The 20,212-nt window shown below is 69.4% G+C and carries 17 protein-coding genes and 1 pseudogene; 8 read left to right on the forward strand and 10 right to left on the reverse strand.

Annotation, left to right across the window (positions count from 1 at the left end):
* Window positions 1–62: 62 nt before the first annotated feature.
* Together OHA25_RS14070 and OHA25_RS14075 are read right to left on the reverse strand one after the other, a co-directional pair.
* Window positions 63–1,289: an RNA polymerase sigma factor gene (locus tag OHA25_RS14070; protein WP_327588000.1), complete on the reverse strand. Its 1,227-nt coding sequence runs from the start codon at window positions 1,287–1,289 to the stop codon at window positions 63–65.
* A pseudogene (locus tag OHA25_RS14075) lies at window positions 1,289–1,704 on the reverse strand (YciI family protein). The gene OHA25_RS14070 and the pseudogene OHA25_RS14075 overlap by 1 nt, the downstream one beginning before the upstream one ends.
* Before the next feature lie 306 nt (window positions 1,705–2,010).
* Between OHA25_RS14075 and OHA25_RS14080 the strand changes: the two are divergent.
* Entirely contained in the window at window positions 2,011–2,613 is a 603-nt protein-coding gene (locus tag OHA25_RS14080) for a TetR/AcrR family transcriptional regulator (protein WP_327588001.1), read from the forward strand.
* Between the two features lie 77 nt (window positions 2,614–2,690).
* Window positions 2,691–3,380 carry a type 1 glutamine amidotransferase domain-containing protein gene (locus tag OHA25_RS14085; RefSeq protein WP_327588002.1) on the forward strand — a complete coding sequence of 230 codons (690 nt, stop codon included), beginning with the start codon at window positions 2,691–2,693 and terminating at the stop codon, window positions 3,378–3,380.
* A gap of 526 nt (window positions 3,381–3,906) precedes the next feature.
* Here the strand turns inward: OHA25_RS14085 and OHA25_RS14090 are convergent.
* Entirely contained in the window at window positions 3,907–4,620 is a 714-nt protein-coding gene (locus OHA25_RS14090; RefSeq protein ID WP_327588003.1) for an RloB family protein, read from the reverse strand.
* Window positions 4,620–5,873, reverse strand: a complete 1,254-nt coding sequence (locus OHA25_RS14095) for an AAA family ATPase (protein ID WP_327588004.1) — start codon at window positions 5,871–5,873, stop codon at window positions 4,620–4,622. Before OHA25_RS14095 ends, OHA25_RS14090 begins: the two co-directional genes overlap by 1 nt.
* 300 nt (window positions 5,874–6,173) lie before the next feature.
* On the opposite strand from OHA25_RS14095, the gene OHA25_RS14100 reads away from it, so the two are divergent.
* The gene (locus OHA25_RS14100) at window positions 6,174–7,295 is read left to right on the forward strand and encodes a DUF1835 domain-containing protein (protein WP_327588005.1); all 1,122 of its coding nucleotides are present in this window, start codon (window positions 6,174–6,176) and stop codon (window positions 7,293–7,295) included.
* 95 nt (window positions 7,296–7,390) lie between these two features.
* Here the strand turns inward: OHA25_RS14100 and OHA25_RS14105 are convergent, their stop codons facing one another.
* Window positions 7,391–8,329, reverse strand: coding sequence for an AraC family transcriptional regulator (locus OHA25_RS14105; protein ID WP_327588006.1), 939 nt, complete (start codon window positions 8,327–8,329; stop codon window positions 7,391–7,393).
* A gap of 101 nt (window positions 8,330–8,430) precedes the next feature.
* Between OHA25_RS14105 and OHA25_RS14110 the strand changes: the two genes are divergently transcribed.
* The gene (locus OHA25_RS14110) at window positions 8,431–9,222 is read left to right on the forward strand and encodes a phytanoyl-CoA dioxygenase family protein (RefSeq protein WP_327588007.1); all 792 of its coding nucleotides are present in this window, start codon (window positions 8,431–8,433) and stop codon (window positions 9,220–9,222) included.
* Between the two features lie 372 nt (window positions 9,223–9,594).
* Here OHA25_RS14110 and OHA25_RS14115 read toward each other — a convergent pair whose 3' ends face one another.
* From OHA25_RS14115 to OHA25_RS14135, 5 genes are all read right to left on the reverse strand, one after another.
* Entirely contained in the window at window positions 9,595–12,414 is a 2,820-nt protein-coding gene (locus OHA25_RS14115; RefSeq protein ID WP_327588008.1) for an AfsR/SARP family transcriptional regulator, read from the reverse strand.
* Between the two features lie 288 nt (window positions 12,415–12,702).
* Complete coding sequence (locus OHA25_RS14120; protein ID WP_327588009.1) at window positions 12,703–13,404, reverse strand: hypothetical protein; 702 nt, start codon at window positions 13,402–13,404, stop codon at window positions 12,703–12,705.
* A gap of 109 nt (window positions 13,405–13,513) precedes the next feature.
* Window positions 13,514–14,638, reverse strand: coding sequence for a sensor histidine kinase (locus OHA25_RS14125; RefSeq protein WP_327588010.1), 1,125 nt, complete (start codon window positions 14,636–14,638; stop codon window positions 13,514–13,516).
* Window positions 14,639–14,709: 71 nt separating this feature from the next.
* Window positions 14,710–15,366, reverse strand: a complete 657-nt coding sequence (locus tag OHA25_RS14130; protein ID WP_327588011.1) for a response regulator transcription factor — start codon at window positions 15,364–15,366, stop codon at window positions 14,710–14,712.
* Between the two features lie 192 nt (window positions 15,367–15,558).
* Window positions 15,559–16,368, reverse strand: coding sequence for an alpha/beta fold hydrolase (locus OHA25_RS14135; protein WP_327588012.1), 810 nt, complete (start codon window positions 16,366–16,368; stop codon window positions 15,559–15,561).
* A gap of 524 nt (window positions 16,369–16,892) precedes the next feature.
* On the opposite strand from OHA25_RS14135, the gene OHA25_RS14140 reads away from it, so the two are divergent.
* The 4 genes from OHA25_RS14140 (at window position 16,893) to OHA25_RS14155 (ending at window position 19,920) form a co-directional block, all read left to right on the forward strand.
* Entirely contained in the window at window positions 16,893–17,492 is a 600-nt protein-coding gene (locus OHA25_RS14140) for a helix-turn-helix domain-containing protein (protein WP_327588013.1), read from the forward strand.
* Window positions 17,485–18,807: an MFS transporter gene (locus OHA25_RS14145; RefSeq protein WP_327588014.1), complete on the forward strand. Its 1,323-nt coding sequence runs from the start codon at window positions 17,485–17,487 to the stop codon at window positions 18,805–18,807. Before OHA25_RS14140 ends, OHA25_RS14145 begins: the two co-directional genes overlap by 8 nt.
* 206 nt (window positions 18,808–19,013) lie before the next feature.
* A complete protein-coding gene (locus OHA25_RS14150) occupies window positions 19,014–19,349 on the forward strand; it encodes a hypothetical protein (protein ID WP_327588015.1) in 336 nt (111 codons plus the stop codon).
* Window positions 19,339–19,920 (forward strand): carboxymuconolactone decarboxylase family protein, encoded by a 582-nt coding sequence (locus OHA25_RS14155; protein WP_327588016.1) that lies wholly within the window; start codon window positions 19,339–19,341, stop codon window positions 19,918–19,920. The genes OHA25_RS14150 and OHA25_RS14155 overlap by 11 nt, the downstream gene beginning before the upstream one ends.
* Window positions 19,921–20,212 lie beyond the last annotated feature (292 nt).

Raw genomic sequence — 20,212 nt, forward strand, 5'->3', positions numbered from 1 at the left:
GGGCCGATGCGATCGACGGCATCCGGGCCGCGCTTGAGTCCCGGCCGGCCGAGCTGGAGAAGTCAGCTCAGGGCGGCCGCCTTGCGCAGCAGCACTGAGCGTTCGCGCTGGTTGGCGCACAGCCGGGCCGCCAGCTCCAGCTCGGCGCGCGCTTCCGGTCGCCGGCCGAGGCGGGCCAGCAGCTCACCGCGTACGGTCGGAACCACATGCGAACCGGGGAGCCGGTCCAAGGCGATCAGCTCGTCCACGATGGCCAGGGCTTGCGCCGGGCCCGAGGCCATGGCAACGGCGACGGCCCGGTTGAGCTCCACCACCGGCGAGGGTGCGACCCGGCCGAGTGCCTCGTAGAGCACCACGATCCGGTCCCAGTCGGTCGCCTCGACCGAGGGTGCCGATGCGTGGGTGGCGGCGATCGCGGCCTGCAGGCCGTAGGGGCCGAGGCCGCGAGTCGATGCCTTGGCCAGCGCGGCCAGCCCACGGCGGATCGCCGAGAAGTCCCACAGCCGCCGGTCCTGCTCGTCGAGCAGGACCGGCGAACCGTCCGGGCCGGTCCGGGCCGGGAAACGCGCGGCCGTCAGCTCGCACAACGCCAGCAGGCCGTGCACCTCCGGCTCGTCCGGCTGCAGCGCGGCCAGCGTGCGGGCCAGCCGGATCGCCTCGTACGCGACGTCGGGGCGCAGCAGCCGGTCGCCCGACGTGGCCGTCGACCCCTCGGTGAAGATCACGTAGAGGACGCTGAGCACGCCGCCCAGCCGCTCCCGGCGCTCGGCGGCCGGCGGCAGCTCGAACGGCACCCGGGCCGCCGCGATCGTCTTCTTGGCCCGGGTGATGCGGGCCTGCACGGTCGGCACGGGTACGAGGAACGCGCGGGCGATCTCCTCGCTGGACAGGCCGCCGACCACGCGCAGCGTCAGCGCCACCCGGGCCTCGGGGGAGAGCACCGGGTGGCAGCTGACGAACATCAGCGCCAGCACGTCGTCATCGATCTTGTCGGGATCGATTACTTCGTCAACCGCCAAGTCGACCGCCGAGGCGGCCGCCAGCAGGGCGTATCGGTCCTGGAGGGCGGCCCGGCGGCGGATCGCGTCGATCGCCCGCCGCCGCGCCGTGGCCATCAGCCAGCCGGCCGGACTGGCCGGAGGGGCGAGCGGCCACGACACCAGCGCCTCGGCCACCGCCTCCTGGGCCGCGTCCTCGGCCAGCCCGAAATCGCCGGTGAACCGGGTCAGCGCGGCGACGATCCGCGCCGACTCGATCCGCCAGACGGCCTCGACATCGGCCGTACCCATCAGATCCGGCCGTTGCTCTCGCGCCCGGCCCAGTCCTTGAGGATCATTCGCCGACCTGCGGGACCTCGTCGCTCCCGGGCACCCGGCGGACCTCAATCTTGGACCCGGGGGCCGCCGGGACCCGCTTGGCCCACTCGACCGCCTCCTGCTTCGAGGCGACGTCGAGCAGGAAGAAGCCCCCGAACAGTTCCTTGGTCTCGCCGTACGGCCCGTCCGTGACCACCGGGGCCTCGCCGCTGAAGTCGACCACGACGCCCTTGCGCGGATCGTCCAGCCCTTCCGCCGCGAGGAGAACGCCGGCCTTGACCATCTCCTCGATGAAATGGCGGGTCGTGGCCATCATCTCGTCAATGTTGGCCATCATGGCCGCGTTCGACTCGTCGGTGCCCCGCATGATCAGCAGGTATTTCGACATCGCGTTCTCCTCGTCCGGCGGGGCCGCCTCTCGGCCCTCGCACCCACAGGTCGAACGAGCGGCCCGAGGATCGACACGGCCCCGGAGAATCTTTCGCCGCGACGCAGCCGATCCGTCCGACCCGCGTTTCGCCCGTCAGAGCGGCTCCTGAGCGCTGGCTGACGCGGATGCCCCGCTGATCAGAAAGCCTATCGTCGCATCTTTGGAATGCAGCGACGCTCACACGGATCTGGGGGAAAAGCATTCGGGACGCGCCAAGTGACCGCTCCTAGACGACCGGTCTACTCGGATGCTATGGTCGCTGACATGCCGGTCAACACGCGCAGCACCGACACCCGCAGGAGCATCCTCGACGCTGCCCAGCGGATCATGGCCCACAAGGGTTACTCCGCGGTCGGCCTCAGCGAGGTGCTCGCGGAGGCCGGTGTGCCGAAGGGCTCCTTCTACCACTTCTTCTCCTCGAAGGACGCCTTCGGGGAGGCGATGCTGAAGAGCTACTTCGCGGACTACATCGCCGACATGGACCGCATCCTCGCGCGGTCCGACGAGCCGGCCGCCGAACGGTTGATGGCCTACTGGCAGCAGTGGCGGCAGACGCAGAGCGTGGATGAGTGTCAGGGCAAGTGCCTCGCCGTGAAACTCGGCGCCGAGGTGGCCGACCTGTCGGAGTCGATGCGACAGGCTCTGAAGGAGGGCACGGACGCGGTCGTCGACCGCATCGAGCGGACGATCGCCGCCGGCCTTGAGGACGGCTCGCTCTCGATCGACGGTGACCCCCCTGCCGTGGCCCGGGTCCTGTATGAGATGTGGCTCGGCGCGAGCGTCATGGTCAAGATCCACCGCAACCTCGCGCCCATGGACACCACCATGGCGGCGACCCGCCGACTCCTGCACCTGCAGGGTTCCTGAATTTCACGCCCGGCCGGGGGCGTGGAGCACTCTTCTGCCCATCACTAGACGACCGGTCTACTCATCGAAGGAAAGTCATGAAGGTTCTCATCGTTCTCACCTCGCACGACAAGCTGGGGGACACCGGCCGTAGGACCGGATTCTGGCTGGAGGAGCTGGCGGCGCCGTACTACCGCTTCAAGGAGGCCGGCTGGGAGATCGTGCTCGCCTCGCCCCAGGGCGGCCGGCCGCCGCTGGACCCGAAAAGCAACGAACCCGGCTTCCAGACCGACCAGACCCGGCGCTTCGAGGCCGACCCGGAGGCCACCGCGGCGCTGGCGGACACCGTGCGTCTGGACTCGGTCTCGGCCGACGACTTCGACACGGTCTTCTATCCCGGCGGCCACGGCCCGCTCTGGGATCTGGCCGAGGACACCGACTCCGCGCGCCTGATCGAGACGACCCTGCGCTCGGGCAAGCCGCTCGCTCTGGTGTGCCACGCCCCCGGCGTCCTGCGCCACACGGTCAACGAGGACGGCACGCCGCTGGTGCGGGGCAAGCAGGTCACCGGGTTCGCCAACTCCGAGGAGGAAGCGGTCCAGCTCACCGAGGTCGTCCCCTTCCTGGTCGAGGATGAGCTCAAAGACCTGGGAGGCGTCTATTCCAAGGTCGGCGACTGGAACCCCTACGTCGTGCAGGACGGTCTGTTGATCACCGGGCAGAATCCGGCCTCCTCGGCCCCGGCGGCCGACGCCCTCATCAAGCTGGTCACCACGGCCGGCGCGTAAGCGCATACGTGGTCATTCTCCGTGAGCGCCTGATCGCCCCGGCGAGTCGCCTGTGCGGCCCAGGTGGGCCGCCCGGTGACACCGGTTGTCGGATGCCAGGTGATCGAGCCCTGAAAGACGCGGCCTCTGCTGGGCACCGGCTACTCAGCACCATTGCTGCTGGGAGGCGTGATCGTGGCGGCCGCAACTCTGGCCGCGGTAGCGCTCAGAGTCCGATTCCCGCACCAGGTGGGCAACATGACCGAGCCATCCCGCCTGACGCGGGACGCGCCATAGGTCCACGCCCTGCTCTCCGACTGCCTGGACAGTCGCTCATCAGCCGCTGGTATGTCCGGTCGTTCAAGGTCGGCAGCAGAACGCGGCTGACCGGCGCTCCAGGGCTACGCAGTGCCGCCAGATCCTCACCAAGCGCGGGATACAGCTTCAACCTTCCGGCGGATCGGTAGTCAACTCATGCTCATGCCGAGCGACGGGTAACACCAAATCCGATAGGGCCGAGATCGTATGTTCTCGATCTCCGGTTGTATCAGGAGACGATCCCGAGGACCTCGAGGATGCGGTAGACGTCGGTTGAGGGGTCGCGTAGGAGGACGTCGCAGTTGGGAGCGTGGCCAGAAGCACCGGGTTCTGGTGCGGGAGCGCAGCGTCCGCTTGGGCAGTCGGCCACGAGGTGCTGGGCCAGTTTGACGGCTGTCGCCTGCCGACCATCCTTGATCAGCTCCTCGAAATGATGGGGCTCGACGAGTTTTACGAAGTCCGCGAATTCCTTGATCCTTCGAAGCTTCGCCGGGATCACCGTACGGTCCCTGCCGAGTCGGCCAGGTGGGCCTGATGCGAGGTGGAGCCAGAGCCAGAGCTCGAAGTGCGGGTGGGAGAAGGCGACGTTGATCCCGTTCTGGCGGGCAAGGCGAAACGCCTCGTAGATGTCCTCGTTCTCGTCACGGTCGAAGACCGCCCAGAAGACCGTGTTCTTGATCCCTTTCGTGGAATTCTTGAGCCGTATTGCCTCTCGTACCGCTGGGACGGGCTTGTAGCCGTTGAACTGCTGCCCCTCGGTGACTTTGCGTGGTGTGAGCTGGATCTGGAAGTTGTGCTCCGCTCCATAGCGGTGGTTGAGGTGGTGGAAGTAGCTCCGCTCGGTCTGCCCTTCGCAGACTATGAACAGGACTTTGTTCTTTCTGGGGCTGCCCGCACCTGGACGCGGAGGCGTGGCTCCACCGGGTGCCCCGCGCTTGGCCATCAGGCGTGTACCTCCGTTGACGGCTCCGCGAGTGGGCCGGCGAGCGTCTCTGCGATCTCGCCGACGGTCAGCCTGGGCACGCCGCCGTACGCGCCGGCCAGGTAGTTGCGGTCGAGGGCCTCGGTCTTGCGAGGACGGGCGTCGGTCAGCGGATAGATCTCGGAGACGCCGTCCCGGTTCTTGACGGTGATGCGGACCTGGTCTCGTTCCAACGGCTGGAAGAGGTGCGTGCGGCCCAGCAGGGTCGCGTCGTGGACCGTGCACACCAGTTGCGCGTTGTTGGGGTTGGCCGCCGGGTCTTGGAAGAGCCGGAGGACTTCGGCGGCGAAGAGGGGATGCAGGCTGGTGTCGAGTTCGTCGACGAGGAGAGCCGCCCCGTGGTCCAGGGTGGTGAGGAGAGGGCCGAGGAAGGCGAACCAGGATCGGGTGCCCATGGATTCCTGCCGGTCATAGCTCAGCGCGACAGGGCCGTGGGGCCCTTGGTGCACGAGCCGGAGTTCGCCGGTCAGGCTGTCGATCTCGGTTCCCACGACGCCGAGGTCGGCGACTTTGAGAAGTCCGATGATGCGATCCCGCTGCTGCGGGTCATCGAGCATTTTGCGGGTGAAGCTCTGGCGGTCTTCGAAGTCGCGGCCTGGGCTGATCCACCAGAGGTTGTGCCGGAACCAGTCGTGGATCGGCTTGAGATGGGGCTGGTTGAAGGCTGCGGCGACGGTCAGGAACAGCGCGTTGGGACGGGTCTGGGAGACCAGGCTTTCCTTGGGACCCTTCAGCCCTTCACCGGGAAAGGAGAAGGGCTCGGCGGTGTCGGCGTCGCGTTCGAACCAGACCTGCCGACGGCCCTGACCGCCTGGATATGCATGCAGCCATTCGGTCTCGACCTGCTCGTCGGAGACCTCGAAGCCATAGACATACCGGTCACCGCCGAGAACGATGTCGACCTCGAAAAGGGAAGTGTCCGTGCGGGCGGTCGGGTCCAGTTCGTACGGCTCGCGGGGGATGCCGTCAAGGGCAGACCAGCCGTGGACGGAGTTGAGGACGGCCTGCCGCATCCAGCGGATGGCATGCAGGACGTTCGACTTGCCGGACGCGTTCGAGCCGTAGATCGCGGTCGCCGGCAGGTAGGTCAAGTCGGGATCTTCGGCGAGACCGGCAGGGCGCCTTGCCCCTTGGTTGAACTTGCTCGCCGCCAGCCAGACCTCGAACTCGTCGCGAAACGATCTATGGTTCGCCCCTCTGAACCTAAGCAGCATCACATGTCCTCTAATCCATATCCCACATCCATTCTAGATTGATGTGTGCAGATTATCTACGCAAACGCTTGACGAGAAGCGCTGAGGAGTCAGTTAATCGGGAGGGATCGCGCACGTACCGGCCGCCGAGTACCTTGAGAGGTGGCGACCGTCCGCGCCCAACCTCCGGCGACCCGCCCCAGCCGGGTCACCCGACGGAGGCAAAGGGAGACCCATCTCTCGGCCGGGGCGTCATTCGTCGATCGTGCGCCCGCCGCAGCGATCGCTGGGGGATCCGCGGACGGGACGCGGGAGACGATCATGACCAAGCAGGCGGGTTTCAAGCGGCGTGTGCGCGCCCGGATGGCCAAGACCGGCGAATCGTACGCGACCGCCCGCAGCAGGCTCCTCGCTGAGCACCCGGGCACGACGCCGGACGACTCCCCGCTCGACTGGATGCCCGACGCGCTCCACATCAGCAACGGCGACTCCACCAACGTGCCGGGCACCGGGCTCGCACGGCGCGTGGTCTACTGGCGCGACATCCTGCACGAGGGACCGGTGCCCGAGGTCGCGCCGGCTGAGTTGCGCCGGATCAGGGTCGACTACCTCACCGCCTACGAGAGCGCCGAGCGCGCCGAGGTGACGCGCCAGTTCACCGAGCGGGACGAGGCCCTGGAGGCCAACCGCGGTGGGGAATACGTGCTGTGGTTCGAGGCGGACCTGTACGACCAGCTGCAGATCGCTGAGATCCTCGCCCGCCTGGCCGATCTGGGAGTTCCCGCCGAGCGCATCACCTTGATCTGCATAGGCGAACACGCGGGCATCGCCCGCTTCGGCGGCCTCGGGGAGCTGACCGCCGAGCAGTTGCGGGAGCTGCCGCACACGAACGCATGCGCGCGGCTGACCCCGGCGGCGCTCGAGCTGGCCACCCGCGCGTGGGCGGTCTTCCGCGCGCCCACCCCCGAGGGTCTGGGCGCCATCGCCGCCGCGCGGCTGGGCGAGCTGCGGTTCCTGGGCGAGGCGTTCGACCGGCTCAGCCGGGAGTATCCGGCGACACGGGACGGCCTGTCGCTGACCGAGCGGCGGGTGCTGGCCGCCGTCGCCGATGGCGCACCCGACGCCGGGACGGCCTTCGTGCGGGCCGGGGCACGGGAGACGCGGCCGTACATGGGGGACAGCACGTGCTTCGGTCGAATGGAACGGATGGCGGAGGGGCCGCACCCGCTGCTCCGCCTCAACCCACCCGGCCGCCCCGTCGAGGGGACGACGGGCGTGCGCCTGACCGACACCGGGGCACGGGTGCTGGCCGGCAAGGCCGACCAGATCGCCCTCAACGGCATCGACCGGTGGATCGGCGGCGTGCATCTGCAGGGCCACCACGTGCCGTGGCGCTGGGACGACGGGACCGAAACCATCGTCCACCTCCCGGGCAAGACATAGAAGCCCAAGTCTCGCGGCACTGCCCTGAAAGTCTCCGAGTGCCGTGAACGCCTGATCGAAGAGTGCTGCCGCCGCCAGATCGTGGACGCCATCTGCTACGTGGGCAACGGCGGCAAGTGGCGCGACCTGCGCCGCTCGTCCGTCGACTCGGCCGGGGTGCTGAGCTGCGTATGGGCGGTTGATCGGCTACGTCGCCGGTATTCGGTGGGTGTCAGTCCGACCAGTGTCCGGAAGCGGCGGGCGAAGTAGGTCGGGTCGTCCCAGCCGACCGCGGCGCCGACCCTGGCAGCCGGCAGGGTCGAGTGTGCCAGTAACGTGGCGGCGCGCTCGGCCCGCAGCCGGGCCAGGAAGCCCAGCGGCGTCAGCCCGACGTACCGTGCGAACAGCCGGCCGAGGTATGCGGCGTCGAGGTTGACCGCCCGGGCGAGATCATCCAGCCGCCACGGATCCGCAGGCGCTGCCTCGAGCCGGGCGATGGTGGCGGCGACAGCGGGGTGGATGGCGGACTCGGGCGTCTCCCGTTCGGAGTCACGGCCGTCGGCCAGGATGCCGAGCACGGTGATCAGCCGGCCCAGCACGCGGCCCGGCCGGCGCTGGCCGGCTCCGAGGTCCCGTTCGAGCAGGCTGATCTCCGTGATGGCCTCCTCTGCGGCGGCCGGATCGACGGTCGTGACCGCCACGCCGTGTGTGCCGGATGCCACCGGGTCGGTCCACAGTGTCCGGCGCAGCATCGGGATGTCGTACAGTGCCGCCAGTTCGGCTCGCAGGGCATGGGCGGACAGGCAGCAGTTGGCGACGGTCAGGTCAGCGCAGTCCAGGAAGCCGTGCCAGGCGCCGGGGCGGAGCACGATGACCTGCCCGCGCCGCAGGGGGTGCTCGCCCTGGCTGGTCACGTGCCGTCCGTCACCGCTTCCGATGACGGCGATCTCGAGGAAGTCGTGCGCGTGCGGCTCGAGGTCGAGATCCACGTGGTGGACACCTGCCAAGACCGGGCTCCCGGCGAACAGCGCGTGTTCGTGCAGCGTGGCAGGCATGTCGGGATCGTACGACTGTTCGCCGGGATCGGCCTAGCCCTTGACGGCGCGTCTCGTCGACGCTGGGTGTATCCCAGCCGCGAGAACCTTGGAGGTCAGTGATGACGATGACGACGGCCGGGCAGTCCGGCAGCGACGTGGGCACCGACGGCCGGGTGCCGGAGGAGCTTGTGGCGGCCTACCGCGAATACGGTTTCGTCCGAGTGCGGGGCGTTCTCGAGCCGGGTCAGGTCGAGCGCTTCCGGGCCGCCGCCGAGGCGTTCCTGGAGGCGCATCGCGCGGAGAGTCTGGAGAAGCAAGGCATCTTCAGCCAGCTGGTCAACGTCTGGCAACGCGACCGGACGCTGCGTGAGCTCACGTTCGATCCGCGGCTCGGCCGGATCGCCGAACAGCTCGCCGGGTTCCCGCTGCGGCTCTGGCACGACCAGATGCTGGTCAAGGAGCCGCACAACAACGCCGCCACGGAGTTCCACCAGGATCGTCCGTACTGGCCGCATGCGGGCGACCGGCTGCCGCTGTCGGCGTGGATCGCGCTGGTCGACGTGCCGCCGGAGCGGGGGTGCATGACCTTCCTGCCCGGCACCCAGGATCGTACCGGCCTGCGCCCGCAAGACCTCCACCACGAGGAAGACCTGTTCGCGATGGACCCGTCCCTGCGCTGGATCCCCCGGGTCACCGTGCCGCTGCGGGCCGGCGACTGCACCTTCCACAGCGGCTACACCGGCCACATGGCGCTGCCCAACCGCACCGGCCAGGCCCGGCTCGCGCACGTCACCATCTATATGGACGAGGCGACCGCCTACAGCGGGAGCGAACACATCGTGACCGATCCTCTCGGACTCGCCGTGGGCGACCGGTTGGACGGCGACACCTTCCCCCGCCCCTGGGCATAGCGGTGTTTTCGGGATCGATTCGCAGGTGACCTGAACAACATACCGCGGACATACCGGGCATCACTAAAGTTCACTTCATCACTAAGTCCTCGATCCAAGGGGCTTATCGTATTTCTCGTAACGAAAGAGTGGTTCTGTGGTCCGGAGCATTCCTGCGCGTCTGCCCAGGCCGGAACCGTCAGTGCGGCGAAGTGCATACTGTTCCCCGGCAAGGCGAAGAAGGACGGCTACCGGGATGTCGTCGGCGCGGGCTCTGTGTCGAGCGACTGCAAGGGCCGAGTCGAGCTGCGCCTTCAGCGCCAGCGGTCCGACAGTGCGGGCGCCGCCACCGCTGGAAACACGAAGATCAGCTGCTGATTCGCCGTCTGAGGGTCAGAGCATGTTCTTGATCGGCCGGGGTGTTTCGGGCACCGCCTGGGCGAGGATCTCGGTCGCCTCCCCGGGCGTGAGCAGGCGGGCGTCGCGCAGGAGGCGGACGGACTCCTCCCACTGTTCCCGTGCTTCGCCGTGCCGTCCCAGGTCGTGCAGGGTGGTGCCGAGCCACCAGCGTGACATGACTTCCCCGAGGCGGTATCCCGACTCGCGGAGTAGCCGCACGGCCGTCGTGTAGCTCTCCACCGCCTCGGTCAGCCGGCCGGCGCTGCGGTAGACGTCGCCCAGCGAATCGTGTGCCGTGCCCGCACCGGCGAGCGGGTCCGTCTTCGGCCAGACCTCCACCAACTGGCGTGCTTCCGCGAGCGCCTCATCGAAGCGCCCCTGGCGGAAGTAGACGTGCACCCGGTTGTTGCGGATCGCGGCCGCTGCCCCGGGGCGTTCGGTGTCGTCATTGAGCGTTTGAGCGGACTCCAGGTAGCCGAGCGCGTCGTCGAGACGGCCCATGATCGTGTTGATGACACCGAGGTGGCTGAGGGCTCCCACCTTCCTTCGGGGCAGTCCCGCGCGGTCCCAGTCGGTGAGAGCTGTCTTCAGTTCCGCGATCGCGGTGTCGTAGCGGCCCTGGTCTCGGTAAACCCAGCCGAGGAAGTTGCGGAGCTGGGCCTTGTCCTCCCACGCCGCGATGCGATCAGCCACGTCGATGGCCTTCGCGTAGACGTCGGCCAGTTCAGTGTGCCAGGCCTGGTAGCAGAAGGGCCAGTGGAGCCCGATGACCAGGCCGATGGCGGTCGCCGGGTCGGGGCCGTTCAACGCCTGCTGCGCGGTGGCGAGCAGGTTGTCCCGCTCGTCCTGGACCCATCGTCCCGCCTCCGCCCGATCCTTGAAGGCGATGTCGGGCAACTCGACAGGGCATCGCAGTACGGGATCGCTGTTGACCATGGAGCCCGCCATCCAGAGGGTGGTCAGGTAGTGGTGGAGGGCGCGTCGTACGGCGGTGGTGCGTTCCTCCTCGGACAGGGCCTGGTGCGCCCGTTCGCGGGCATAAAGGCCGACCAGGTCGTGGAACTGGTAGCGGTCGGCTCCGGCGGGTTCGAGGAGGCGGGCGTCCTCTAGGCGTTCCAGGGCGGCTTCGGCGCGGTGGAGGGGCCAGCCGGCCAGGGCGGCGGTGGCCGCGGGCGTGTGGGTGGGCAGGTCGAGCAGGCCGAGCAGGGGCAGCAGGTGGGCGGCGTCGCGGCCGGTGGGTTCTTCGTTGAGGTGGTGGTGGCTCACCGCGATGCTGGCGCGGATGGCCAGGTCGGCGTACTCCAGCACGTCCAGGCGGCGGGTGGCGTTGGCCAGCCGTGTTTCCAGGTCGGACAGGGTCCAGTCGGGGCGGGCGGCCAGTCGGGCGCCGACGATCCGCAGGGCGAGGGGGAAGCCACCGCACAGGTGGACGATCCGCTGGGCCGCCTGCGGTTCGGCGCGTACCCGGTCGGGTCCGGCCAGGCGCGACAGGAGCGCGGCGGCGTCGGCGGCATCCAGGGTGCCCAGGTGAAGGTGGCGGGCGTTGTCCAGGGTGGCCAGCGGGTCCCGGCTGGTGATCAGCACCCGGCAGCCTGGGCCGGCGGGGATGAGCGGGCGGATCTGGCGGACGTCGCGGGCGTTGTCCAGGATGACCAGCAGGTTGCCGGTCGCGGTCAGGGAGCGGTAGCGGGCGGCGGCCTCGCCCGCGTCGGCGGGGACGGCCGCGCCGTCCAGGCCGAGGGAACGCAGCAGGTGGCGCAGAGCCTGGGCCGGGGTCAGCGGGTCGAGGCCGGGGGTGGATCCGTGCAGGTTGAGGTAGATGACGCCGTCGGTGTACCGGGCGGCCACGGCGTGGGCGACGTGGACGGTCAGGGCGGATTTGCCGATGCCGCCGGGTCCGTCGATCACGGTGATGGCAGGCCCGTGGGCGGATCCGTCGCCGAGCGCGGTACGCAGGTCCTGGATCTCGGTGGCGCGGGCGGTGAAGGCGCGGGTGTCGGCGGGCAGTTCGGCCGGGATGTACGGCTCGCTGAGCGTGACCTGTTGGGCCGGGACGGTCAGGTCAAGGACGGGGTCCTTGAGCAGGACGGCCTGGTGCAGGCGGCGTAGCTGGGCGCCGGGTTCGATGCCGAGTTCGGAGACCATGATCCGGCGGGTGTCCCGGTAGACGGCGAGCGCCTCGGATGGGCGGCCGGCGCGGTGCAGGGCGAGCATGAGCTGGGCGGCGGGGCGTTCGCGCAGAGGGTGCGCCCGCACGTGTGCGGCCAGGTGGGCGGCTACCGCGTGGTGGTCGCCGGCGGCGAGGCGGAGATCGGCGTGGTCTTCCAGGACGGTGAGGTGTTCTTCTCCCAGGCGGGTGGCTTCGATTCGTGCCCAGGGGGCGGTCAGCTCCGCCAGTGGTTCGCCTCGCCACAGCTGCAGGGCTGTGCGGAACAGGGCGTCCGCGGTGTCCCTGGCTCCCTGCGCTTGGGCGGTGCGGGCGCGTTTGGCCAGGCGGGTGAACCGGTGGGCATCGATGTACTCGGGTTCGAGCGCGAGCTGGTAGCCGCCGGGCATGGTCTGGATGATCTCTTCGGTGGTGTGGGGTCCAAGGGTTTCGCGGAGTTTGGAGATCACGATGTGGAGTTGTTTGGCCATGGTCGCCGTGGAGCTTTCTCCCCATATGTCGGTGAGGATCCGCTCGGTGTGTACGCCCTGCCCGGCGTCAAGGGCGAGTCTGGCGAGCACGCCGATTCGGCGTTGCCCGGCGAGCCGGACCGGTTCGTCACCGGCCAGCACCTGCCACGGGCCGAGGTACCTGATCTCCAGTGCCATAGGGAGCGTGTTTCCCTCCTTCAACGGGGTCCGCATTGTAACGAGATGGCCGGGCTCATTCGCGGCGATGACGGCTGGAACGCCGTCTTCGTGCGGATTTCCGGCGTCTCGGGTCACATGTGCATGTCTAGACGTGCGGGCTTACATGTGACTTGCAGGCTACCGATCATTCAGGAGAGACCAACGGCAGGACTGCCCTATGGCATCCGTACCGTAGTAACGCAGCCGCAGATCGTGGTCAGCGCTTCGTAGTCGCGTGGCCGGCATCACCCCCGGCCAGGTCGCGGGTCACCGGCGCCGGGGGGCGTCGTGTTCCGGATCGGCGTCGGCGTCGCGCGTGCCGGGGTTGGCCCACTCGGTGTCCGTCATCCGGATCATGCGCACTCCGATGGCGCCCGATCCGGCCAGGTACAGCAGCCCTCCGGCCACCGTGCCGACCCAGAAGATGGGCGCGGTGAACATGCCGGCCAGCATGGCGAAGGGGGCCCACCACGGCGCCTGCCGGCCGTAGGCCAAGGCCAGGCCGAGCAGGAACAGCCCGGCCAGTCCTGCGAAGCCTGGGATCTGGAAGCCGAACACGGCACCGGGATCGGCCAAAGCCTGATCGCCCAGGGCGGCGCCGGTGGCGGGGGGCAGCTCACGTTCCAGCCGGGCGTAGAAGAAGTCGCCCAGCATGAGGGCGGAGAAGTTCACCACGCCCAGCAGCGCGAGAGCGCCCGCGATGTGCCCGAGCAGCACCGCGCGCCGCCGTACGAGATGGATCATGCCGATCACGCCCGGCACGAGCAGCACCCAGCTCCAGTGCAGGATCGCCGCGCTCAGCGAAACCTGCTCCAGATGCCGCCCGTAGACGCCGACCGTATCGACGTCACTGCCCAGCCGCAGCGCAGGGTCGGCGAGGACCCCCGCGACGTACATGACCGGCGCGGCGATGAGACACGTTCCGGCGGCCAGACGGCGGAAACGGATCGGATCTGACAGCGGTGACATGGGCATCCTCCTTCATCGGTGGCAAACCTTCGGGGAAGGACGCTATGGCGGGCTGCGCGCGGTGGTCGTCCACCTGCCGGGCGACCTCGTCTCCGCCATGGTGCGAGGCTCAGCCGAGCGGAAGCCTCGCCTGTACCCGATAGCCGCGCCCACTGGGGGCGGGCCCCGCGGTCAGTTCGCCGCCGTACAGGGCCACTCGCTCACGCATCCCGATCAGGCCATGCCCGCCACCCTGGCCGCCGCCGTCGCCGGTGCCGTCATCGAGGACCTCCAGGATCAGCACGCCGGGCGCGTGGGTGACCGTGACGTCGATGCGGCTCGCGCGGGCGTGCTTGAGCGCGTTGGTCAGCGCCTCCTGGACCACCCGGTACGCCGACAGGTTGAGCCCCGGCGGCAGCGGCTGCGGCCGGCCCTCCACAGCTACGCCGACCGCCACGCCCGTGTCCTTGACTTGGGCGACCAGCGTGTCCAGGTGGTCCAGCCCGGCCGGTGATGGCTGGACGCCCGTCCCGCCGGGATCGCGCAGCATGCCGAGCATGAGCCGCAGTTCTTCCACGGCTTCGCGGCCCGCCCGTTCGACGCCGAGCAGCAGGTCGCGCTCGCGCTGCGCCTCCTTGCCCAGCATCGTCCGCACCCCGCCGGCCTGCAGGGTCATCAGGCTTACGTTGTGCGAGACGATGTCGTGCAACTCGCGGGCGATCCTGGTCCGTTCATCGGCCACGGCACGCCTGGCCTGCTCCTCGCGCTCGGCCTCCAGCCGGGCGGTCTGCCTCGCCAGGCGCATCGTCTGGTCGATCTGGCGGCGAAGCAGGATGCCGCTGACGTACGCGACACCGATGAAGATGGCGCTGATCAGCACCTCGGCCAGATCGACGAACTGGAGGGTCTCCAGAAAAAGGTAGGCGAGCAGCACACAGGCGAGGCCGGCCGCCCCGCGTCGGCTGCGCAGCTCCGCCGCGCTGGCTACGGTGTGCACGAGGATGAGCGTGGAGTAGAAATGCCAGGCGGGGTAGTACAAGCCGTCGGTAACCGCCCGTACACCTATGCCGGCGACCACCAGCATCAGCAGTGCGCCCGCCGGGAATCTGCGGCGCACGAGCAGGAGCGCCCCGGCGGCGAGGGCGCCTGCAGCGAGCGGGACGGGGTTGCGGACCTGGCCCGGCTCCAGCCCCTGCCGCCCGAACGACTCGACCTGCCCGGCCACCGCCACGGCGAGAGCGAGCAGCAGGTCCATCCGGCTCGGCCGCCATCCGCCGGGTAGGCCGAACCCGGCCAGAGGGCGTCGACGGCCTCGGCTCCGGGGCATCATGTCGCGCCAGGTCGTACGATGCCGGACTCGTAGGCCAGGACCACCGCCTGCACGCGATCGCGCAGGTCCAGCTTGTGCAGGATCTGGCTCACATGGCTGCGGACCGTGGCCACCCCGACACCGGTCTCGCCGGCGATCTCCCGATTGGACAGCCCACGTGCCAGGAGGAGCAGCACATCGCGCTCGCGCTCGGTGAGCGTGTCCAGCTCCGACGGCGGCGCCAGCACCGGACGCGCGGCGAAGGAAGAGATCACCCGCATGGTCACCGCGGGATCGATGAGGCCGTCGCCGGCCGCCGCGACCCGTATCGCCTCAACGAGATGCTCGGGCGGCGAGCTCTTCAGGAGGAACCCGTTGACGCCAGTACGGAGCGCCTGGTGCAGGTTCTCGTCGCTGCCGAACGTCGTCAGCATCACAATCCTGGGCGGCGCGGGGTCGGCGAGCAACGTGCGGGCGGACTCCAGGCCGTCGACGACCGGCATCGCGAGGTCCAGCAGCAGCACGTCGGGACGCTCGCGCCGGACGACAGCGATGGCCTCTTTCCCATCGGACGCCTCGCCGACCACCTCGATGCCGTCCGCGTTCTCCGCGACCAGCCGCAAGCCCGCTCTGATCATGGTGTGGTCGTCGGCGATGACCAACCTGATGGTCATCGGGGAGTCCGCGTGTTTGCGAGCACGGCCCGACCCTATCCGCCCAGGAAACGCGGCCACCACGGCTGAAACGCGGACTCACCCGCGCCCGGTCTCCGCCGTTCGGCGGAGCCCTCCTCCACCGAGCGGCGGGCGCCGCTGTCGCGGGTGGGGTTGAGTATCAGGCGAGGGTCCTCCGCCTGTGCGGCCAGGTCAGCGCCCAGCCACGAACTCGCGCAGCACCGGCACCACCGCGTCGGCCGTGAGGGTGTGGTCGGCGGTGGGAACCTGTCGCAGCTCGCCCTTGGGCAGCACATCGGCGATCGCGGCCGCAGCCGGTGGCAGGGACGGGAAGGTCTGCTCGCCGACGAGCACGAGCACCGGCGTCGTGACGTCGGCGTAGCGCTGGAGGGCGGCCGGGTCGCCGGCCATCAGCCCTTCCATGATCCGCCCGTCGTAGCGCAGAGTAGGCGCGACCTGGATCGCGGGCTCCCAGGTCGGCATGGCGGTCATGCCACCGAGCCACTCTTCAGGGATGCCGACGGCCTCGACAGTGAACAGCTTCAGCGCCTCCTCTTGGCGGCCCTCGGCGATGAGCGCGTCCAGCCGCGGGAGGTAGTCGGCCGGCACCGGTGGCCGCTGGTCGTCGACGACGAACGGTGGCTCGAACATCACCACGCCGTCGACAGGCAGCCCGGCGCGGGCGGCCTCGAGGGCCAGCACGGCACCCGAAGACTCCCCGAGCAAGGTGGCGCGGCCGCCGGCGTGGGCGATGAGCGCCGCGATGTCCTCGATCTCACGCTGCACGGCGTACGGTTCGGTGTCGCCGCTCTCGCCACGTCCCCGCCGGTCGAAGACGATCACTCGGAGGTCACCGCCGGCGACGTCGGCGATCGCGGCCGGAGAGGGTTGTACTGCGCGGTGTGCGGTGGCGCCGTAAACGTGGACGATCGCCGGCGCGTCGGCCGGGCCGTACTCGTCGAATGCGATCATGGTGCCGTCCTGCGAGCGGACTGTTCCCATCGTGGTTCTCCTCTTCAGCTCACGTCCTGGTGGAACCAGGTCGTGTTCGTTTCGATGGCTCAACTGTGGCGGAGCGCGCTTATGGTTTCCTTCCGCTGGCCTTTACACGGGGGGTGAATGAGGTCGACGGCGATCCAACTAGCGCAGGTTAGGCGGTTGCTGCTTCCTGGCAGTGAGACGGGTACGTGCTAACGACTTCCTCGACTCGGCTTGTGTTCGCCGTGCTGCTTCGTCGGCCACATCGGGGAGGATGCACCGCACCCGCGGCCGCAGCGAGAGATTTCACACCGCCGTTGCTGGCCTCCACGAACACCACATGTGTCAACGGACAACATGCCTGCCGGACCGCTGGATCGCCTTGCAGATCCGAGTCGTAGAGCTGCCCTGGGTGGCACAACCCCCTGCTCCGCCCAGGCAGCCTGATCGGTACGTGCATCTCACGCATCCAACACGCTTTGATTGGTCCGTATCGCATTCCAAAGGTTCCCTTGACATCCGTTCATTGTTGACCAAAGATTCCAAGCATGTCTTTGGAATCCTGGAGGAGGCGGCCACGACGGGTGCTCGACGACCCGGCCGCCATGCGGGCATTTGCCCATCCCGTGCGCCTGGCACTGCACGAGCTGCTGATGCGGGCCGGAGCCACGACCGCCGCGGACGCCGCCCGCGAGGTCGGCATCAGCCAGGCACTGGCCTCCTACCACCTGCGGCAACTCGCCAGGTACGGCTTCGTGGAGCAGGCCGAGGCGCGTGACGAGCGGGAACGGCCATGGAAAGCGACATCACTCACCCAGGAGTGGTCCGACGCCGAGTCGACCCCCGAGGCCTCGGCCGCGCGCGGCCTGCTGGAACAGGTCATCGCCGAACAGGCGCTGTCGCGGCTGGCCGAATGGCAGGAGCGCCGCACGGACGAACCGGACGCGTGGCGGACGGTCGGTGGGATCGGCAACTCCTATCTCTACGTCACACCCGACGAACTCGCCTCCTTCGACGCCGCGTTCACTCGGCTGCTGGAGCCGCTGATGGCGCGGATCGCCGACCCGTCCGAGCGGCCGGAGGGGGCCCGGCCCGTCCTGCTGACCACCCTCCTGGTTCCGCTCCCGACCACCGGCACCGGTGACTGACGCCAGAGACGCCACCCTGCCGGGAGAGGAAGCGGCGGGGGAGGCCACGAGCGCTCCGGCGAAGTCGACAGGTGAGGCGCTGGGCGGGATCCGGGGCCTGGTCGGGGGGAACCGGAACTACCGGCGGCTGCTCTCGGCCGGGCTGATCTCGCAGACCGGTGACTGGGTCATCAGCACCGGCCTTGCGTATCACGTCTACGTACTGACCGGGTCCACACTGTCCAGCGCCGCCATGCTGCTGGCGGGCCGCCTACCGGATGTCCTGCTCGGCTCTCTGGCGGGGGTGCTCGCCGACCGATGGGACCGCCGCAGGCTGCTGGTGATTACGGACGTGCTGCTCGCGATGGGGTTGCTGCCTCTGCTGGCGGTACGCGAGCCGGGTCAGGTGTGGATCGTCTACGCCGTCGCCTTGTGGACGGGCGTGCTCAGCACAGTCCTGTTCCCCGCCCAGAAAGCCCTCGTGCCACAGATCGTGGCCGCCTCGCAGCTAGTCAGGGCCAACGCGTTGCACGGGCAGAGCGGCCAGGCCGCCAGGCTGCTGGGCGCGCTCGCGGGCGGGGTCGCGGTCGGCGCGGGCGGGCTGGCCGCCGTCGTCGGGATCGGCGTGGCCGGCTTCCTGATCTCCGCGCTCCTGCTGGCCCGCCTGGGGACGCCCGCCCGCGCCGCGGTCGCGACGACAATGGGCGGGCAGACGGTGGGCGGGCAGTGGGTCTCTGGGCTACAGCTGGTCAGAACGAACCGCGGCGTGCGCCTGCTGGTGGCGTACATGGTGATCATAGGGCTGGGCGAGGGCATCTTCGGGACGCTCGCCGCACCGTTCGTGGCCGATGTGCTCGGCGGGCATGGGGACGCGTACGGGCTGTTCCTGTCGGCGCAGGCGGTCGGCGGGATCGCCGGCGGCCTGGCGCTCGCCGCCCGCCCGGGAAAGGCCACGCCATGGGTGCTGTTGGGGTGGGGGACGGTCGTTTTCGGCTTGGCCGACCTGGCGCTGTTCACCTATCCGCTCCTGACGCGTGAACTGTGGCCGGCCATCGCGCTGATCGGCCTGGCCGGGATACCGGCCGCGGCAGCGATGGCGGGGCTGACCACATTCGCCCAGACGGTCACCAGCGATGACCGGTTGGGCGCCGTCTTCGGGCTGCTCATCAGCGCCCAGGCCGCCACGTCGCTGCTCGGGATGGCGCTGGCGGGCGTGCTCGGCGAACGGCTCGGCATTGTCCCGACGCTCTGCCTGCACGCCTGTGGGGCGGTCACGGCGGGTCTGCTCGTCGTGGTGAAATCGTGGCCACCGCCGCCAGTGACCAGGCGGCAGTGACCAGGTAGTCGATTCGGGCGCCGGCCGCGGCGGCGATGACGACGCGCGAGCGCCGGCGTCCGGGCGCCTTCACAGCGCGCGGCCAAGGCCCACGCTCGGGCGTTGCTCTGTGGTTGGCCTTCGGCCCGTGTCGTGTTCGGCGGCGCGCCAATCGTCTTATACATGAGGGCAGATAGCCCCAGACTGCAAAGGAGGCGGAGGGCGCCGTGCCGGAAGAAGACAAGAAGCGAGCAGCGCACCGAGCCCTGGTGGATCGCGTCCTGAACAGGGAGGGCCGGGCATCTGCGGAGCAGCGAGCGCGTGCCTTCGGCAACGACGGCCTCACCCCGCCGTTGGACGCGCTGATCGGCAAGGTCGCCGACAGGCCGGCGCAGGTCACTGCGGAGGACTTTGCCGCGGTGAAGGTGTCGGGCTGCACCGAGGACCAGGTTTTCGAGTTGGTGGTATGCGCCGCGGTGGGTCAGTCCGCCCGGCTGTATGAAGCGGGACTGGCCGCCCTGGCCGAAGCGACCGCCAACGGAAGGCCGGATCATGCGCCTTGACATCCTCAACCACGGTTACGGCCCCGGAACCAAGCTGCTCTTCGCGCTCATCCGGCTGTTCTCCGGGCACCCGGTGCCGGACGCCGCCAAGCTGGTCTTCTACCGGCCCGATTTCTACGGCGCCCGGGCCAAGGAGCTCACCCACGAGGCGATGCGCGGGCCGTCCGCCTGGTCGGTAGGCGACCGGGAGTTGATGGCGGCCTACGTGTCCAAGGTGAACGAGTGCGCGTTCTGCGTCGGCGCGCACACCGCGACCGCAAGGCAGGCGTCCCAGGATGGGCCACGGGTCGCGGCGGTGCTGGCCGACCTGGAATCGGCCCCCGTCGAGGAGCCGCTGCGGGCAACGCTGCGGATGCTCGGCAAGCTGACCCGGGAGGGAAAGGTCGGCGCCGAGGACATGCGGGAAGTGCTGGCCGCCGGTGTCTCACCCCAGCAGGTCAAGGACGCGCTGGCGGTCTGTGCCGCCTTCAACACGACCAACCGGCTCGCCGACGCCTTCGGGTTCGAGCTGCTCAGCCCCGAGGGCTTCGAGGCCGGAGCCAAATACCTGCTCAAGCGGGGATACCGGTAGCCGGCGCAGCGCGAGCGGTGCGCACCTCGGCGTACGCGGTCAATGACCGGGGCAGATCGTCGGCGCCTACAGCACCGCCGAGGACGGCCTGGACCAGCACGGGTTCCTACTGGCCCGCGGCGTCGGTGGGCCCTTTACCCGCATCGACTTCCCGCGGGCGCCGGCCACGGTCGCCATGGGTATCAACGACAAGGGCCAGATCGTCGGCGTGTAGGGGGACCCCGCCGCGAGGGCTTCGTCCGGCATGCTCACTTTGACGGTCTGTGTCCTGTGACATCGGACCTTGAGCTCG

The organism is Nonomuraea sp. NBC_00507, assembly GCF_036013525.1.
Taxonomy (GTDB): domain Bacteria; phylum Actinomycetota; class Actinomycetes; order Streptosporangiales; family Streptosporangiaceae; genus Nonomuraea.

Excerpts from the sequence above, each read along its gene's own strand:
- OHA25_RS14070 (WP_327588000.1), bottom strand. The coding sequence starts at position 1,289 with ATGGGTACGGCCGATGTCGAGGCCGTCTGGCGGATCGAGTCGGCGCGG.
- OHA25_RS14080 (WP_327588001.1), top strand. The coding sequence starts at position 2,011 with ATGCCGGTCAACACGCGCAGCACCGACACCCGCAGGAGCATCCTCGAC.
- OHA25_RS14085 (WP_327588002.1), top strand. The coding sequence starts at position 2,691 with ATGAAGGTTCTCATCGTTCTCACCTCGCACGACAAGCTGGGGGACACC.
- OHA25_RS14090 (WP_327588003.1), bottom strand. The coding sequence starts at position 4,620 with ATGGCCAAGCGCGGGGCACCCGGTGGAGCCACGCCTCCGCGTCCAGGT.
- OHA25_RS14095 (WP_327588004.1), bottom strand. The coding sequence starts at position 5,873 with ATGCTGCTTAGGTTCAGAGGGGCGAACCATAGATCGTTTCGCGACGAG.
- OHA25_RS14100 (WP_327588005.1), top strand. The coding sequence starts at position 6,174 with ATGACCAAGCAGGCGGGTTTCAAGCGGCGTGTGCGCGCCCGGATGGCC.
- OHA25_RS14105 (WP_327588006.1), bottom strand. The coding sequence starts at position 8,329 with ATGCCTGCCACGCTGCACGAACACGCGCTGTTCGCCGGGAGCCCGGTC.
- OHA25_RS14110 (WP_327588007.1), top strand. The coding sequence starts at position 8,431 with ATGACGATGACGACGGCCGGGCAGTCCGGCAGCGACGTGGGCACCGAC.
- OHA25_RS14115 (WP_327588008.1), bottom strand. The coding sequence starts at position 12,414 with ATGGCACTGGAGATCAGGTACCTCGGCCCGTGGCAGGTGCTGGCCGGT.
- OHA25_RS14120 (WP_327588009.1), bottom strand. The coding sequence starts at position 13,404 with ATGTCACCGCTGTCAGATCCGATCCGTTTCCGCCGTCTGGCCGCCGGA.
- OHA25_RS14125 (WP_327588010.1), bottom strand. The coding sequence starts at position 14,638 with ATGGACCTGCTGCTCGCTCTCGCCGTGGCGGTGGCCGGGCAGGTCGAG.
- OHA25_RS14130 (WP_327588011.1), bottom strand. The coding sequence starts at position 15,366 with ATGACCATCAGGTTGGTCATCGCCGACGACCACACCATGATCAGAGCG.
- OHA25_RS14135 (WP_327588012.1), bottom strand. The coding sequence starts at position 16,368 with ATGGGAACAGTCCGCTCGCAGGACGGCACCATGATCGCATTCGACGAG.
- OHA25_RS14140 (WP_327588013.1), top strand. The coding sequence starts at position 16,893 with ATGTCTTTGGAATCCTGGAGGAGGCGGCCACGACGGGTGCTCGACGAC.
- OHA25_RS14155 (WP_327588016.1), top strand. The coding sequence starts at position 19,339 with ATGCGCCTTGACATCCTCAACCACGGTTACGGCCCCGGAACCAAGCTG.